General features: G+C 30.9%; 3 protein-coding genes. All 3 read right to left on the bottom strand.

What is annotated here, in order from left to right; all coding sequences use genetic code 11:
- Positions 1–239: 239 nt before the first annotated feature.
- Positions 240–1,376, bottom strand: coding sequence for a glycosyltransferase (locus AB1Z17_RS14370; protein WP_368052457.1), 1,137 nt, complete (start codon positions 1,374–1,376; stop codon positions 240–242).
- A complete protein-coding gene (locus AB1Z17_RS14365) occupies positions 1,369–2,475 on the bottom strand; it encodes a glycosyltransferase family 4 protein (RefSeq protein ID WP_368052456.1) in 1,107 nt (368 codons plus the stop codon). The genes AB1Z17_RS14370 and AB1Z17_RS14365 overlap by 8 nt, the downstream gene beginning before the upstream one ends.
- Positions 2,462–3,136 (bottom strand): glycosyltransferase family 2 protein (locus tag AB1Z17_RS14360; RefSeq protein ID WP_368052455.1); only part of this gene is annotated, 675 nt, incomplete at its 5' end. The genes AB1Z17_RS14365 and AB1Z17_RS14360, both read right to left, overlap by 14 nt.

The raw sequence follows: 3,136 nt of genomic DNA, 5'->3' as shown, positions 1-3,136 counted from the left end.
CACCATATAACCCGCCCAATAAATTGCTTCATTATTCTTGTTTTTGGTTTTAATAATATTTATAATTCCAAAAAGAAGTATTGTTAAAGCCGCTATTTTTGACACCACATCAAAAAACAACAAAATACCAAAGCCTAGATGCATTAGTATCAATAAAAAGCGGTTATTTAAAATACTGTTTTTCAATGATTAGTTGGGTATCAATAAATAAATGTAAATAGAATTCAAATTTAAAGAAATTAGCTTGTAATGCTACGTTCAGTTAGTATTTCTTTTTGAATCCTCAATAAATAATAAGCATAGGTGAACTTTTCGGCAATGGTATAATTGATTAAAAGATATGCTTTAAAAGTATCTGGTGCTACTTTAAAGCATTGGTTGATTGTGTGAATCAATACTTCTTTATTTATTGGATGCAATAAAAAGCCGTTGTTATTATTTTGAATATACTGACCAATACAAGAAACATCTGACACAATTGGGATACAACCAAAATTCATTGCTTCCCCAATAACTTTAGGAAACCCCTCACTTTTAGAAGGTAAGAGTATAAAATGACAGGTTTTATAAATTTCAATAATTGATGCCTTGTTTAAAAAACCATGAAAAATAACTGGACTTACTATGCTTTTGGCCTTTATTTCTAACTCCTCTCTTAAAACACCATCACCTACTATATGCAAAGTACCCAAATTAGGGTGTGCTATTTCACAAAAAGCATCCATTATTAATTGCACTCCTTTATTTTCATTTAAACCCCCAACAAAACAAAAATTATATGGTTTTATAAGTTTTTTTTCTTTTACTGTTTGGTTTCCTAATACTCTATCTTCTTCCGTTAAACATGGGTTTTCAAAAGTTAGGCATTTTTTAGGCTGATTTTCCCATGCTCCATTAATAGTTACCTTTTTATGTTGTTTTTTTAACCACCATCGCTGCACAGCATAACCAAAAGGTGGTTTTTCCTGATTCCAATTACCTGCATATTTAAACCAGCCCTTTTTATTTACAAACAAGGTTAAAAAAGGAATCAAATACACCCCAATACCCGTTGGAGTTCTTAATTGAAATACATCTACTTTATGTAGTAATTTTAGTACTTTAAAAATGGTACTTGGTGCATTCCAAACTATATCAAATTTATGAAGTATTTTTTTTCCTCCAGTTGGTTTTAAAGGTATAAAGTGAATCTTTTCAGAAGTATATGCTAAAGAACTTGGAGGAGCATCTTCATTTAAAAAAACTGCCAAATGATAGATTTCATCAAATTGAGTTGCCAAATAATTAATTTCTGTAACCGTTGATCCCCAACCAACAATTTCGCCATTGGAATTTTTATAATGTTCTGTATGCGATATAATTAGTAATTTATTCAAAAGTTTTTACATATTTTTTAATAATTACTTCCCACTTAAATTGAGTTGACCAGGCTGTTGCATTTATTGAATAATTTTTATAATTATTGCTAATTTCAGTGACTGCATTTAAAATTGCTTCCTTGTTTGTAGGATCCACTAATTTACCTGATACCCCATTATTAATTGCATCCACAATACCACTAGTATTTGATCCAATTGCCGGAAGTCCTATAGCATTGGCTTCTATAATTGCAATTCCAAAACCTTCAACATCTCCAGTTGCTGTTTTTGTGCTCAACATTACAAATATAGTACTCTCTTGCAATAATTGTTGTTTTTTCTGTTCTGTTACCAAGCCATGAAACGTAATATGATCTGCTACATTTAATTTTTCAGCAACCAACTCCAATTCTTGTTGTATGGTTGGAATACCCACAATATGGTAGTGTATCTTTGGATATTCTTCTTTTAATAATGGTAATGCTTTTATCACATTTAGTTGTCCTTTTCGTTCTGTAACATTTCCTACCGTAATTAAAATTGGGTTTTCTAAATCTTTTGAACCTTTATCAATAGGCTTCTCATTTGAACTATTTTCCAGGTTAAATCCGTTAGGAATTACTGTAACGTTGCTAAGTTTTAAATCCGTAACTAATGACTTTGTAAAATTTGAAACTGCAATAACTTTTTTAAAATTCAACAATGCATTGTTTGTTATCTTTTTATTGAACCCTTTTAAATTTAATTCACTGCCATGAATTACAGCATATTTATTTTTATTCTTTAATAAAGGATCTAAACCAACCATCCATAACGAAAATTTACCAGATGCTAGAACCATGGTGTTTTTGGTTACCAAACTTCTATACTTAAAAATACGTTTTAAATAAGTATTAACGCTAATTTTATAACGTTTAATTCTAACAACTTTAAAAGGTAATTTAGCATCAAATTGTTGCTCCTCAACACCCTTTTTAGACCGCAAATCGGTTAATAAAGTAACTTTGTATCCATTTAATTGTAGTTGGGTTGCTAAATTATAAGCATGGTTGCCAATACCTCCAGGTTGTGGAGGGAATTCTGAAGTAATTATTAATATTTTTTTAAAGCTGCTCAATTTTAGCTCCATCTTTTAATTTAATACTAGCCAATTTCCAGGATTTCCAAACCTGAATCAATACAATTGGGAATATAGCAACTGCTAATAAATACCCTAACAACATCATTTTTGCATTTCCTTTATATTTATAGGGGATTAATGATGGCGGTACTGCCTTTAATAATGCAAAACGGGTTAACTTATTTCCATAATATTTTCTGAATAAATATACCACACTCGGAATTGGCCGTGGGGCAAACCACTTTTTGGGTCTAAAACCATCCCAACTTCCCATTTGTCGTAATCCACCAGTCGCCACTTTTAAATGTAAGCGTTCGGATGTTGGATTGGAAATATTTAAAAATCCAGCCAAGTAAGCTCTTAATCCAAATTCACCATCACCCATACGTTGCTTTTCGAATTGCCGATCAAACAATCCTATTGCTTTAAAAACTTCTCTTTTAATCAGTACATTTCCAGTATCAATTTGTTCAGATAGTTTAAAATAACGATACGAATCCGGTACTTTTGCACCCACTACCGATATTGAAGTTCCCGAAGAAATTTCAGCTTTAAAAAAATCAATACATTTTAAATGGTTCGAAATCCAATCTGTTGCAACCCTGCTATCATCATCAAATAACAATAAAAAATCAGCAGTTGAAGTTCTAATAGCTGT

Source organism: Lutibacter sp. (assembly GCF_040883305.1).
Taxonomy (GTDB): domain Bacteria; phylum Bacteroidota; class Bacteroidia; order Flavobacteriales; family Flavobacteriaceae; genus Lutibacter.
This window is presented reverse-complemented; position numbering and strand designations above follow the sequence as displayed.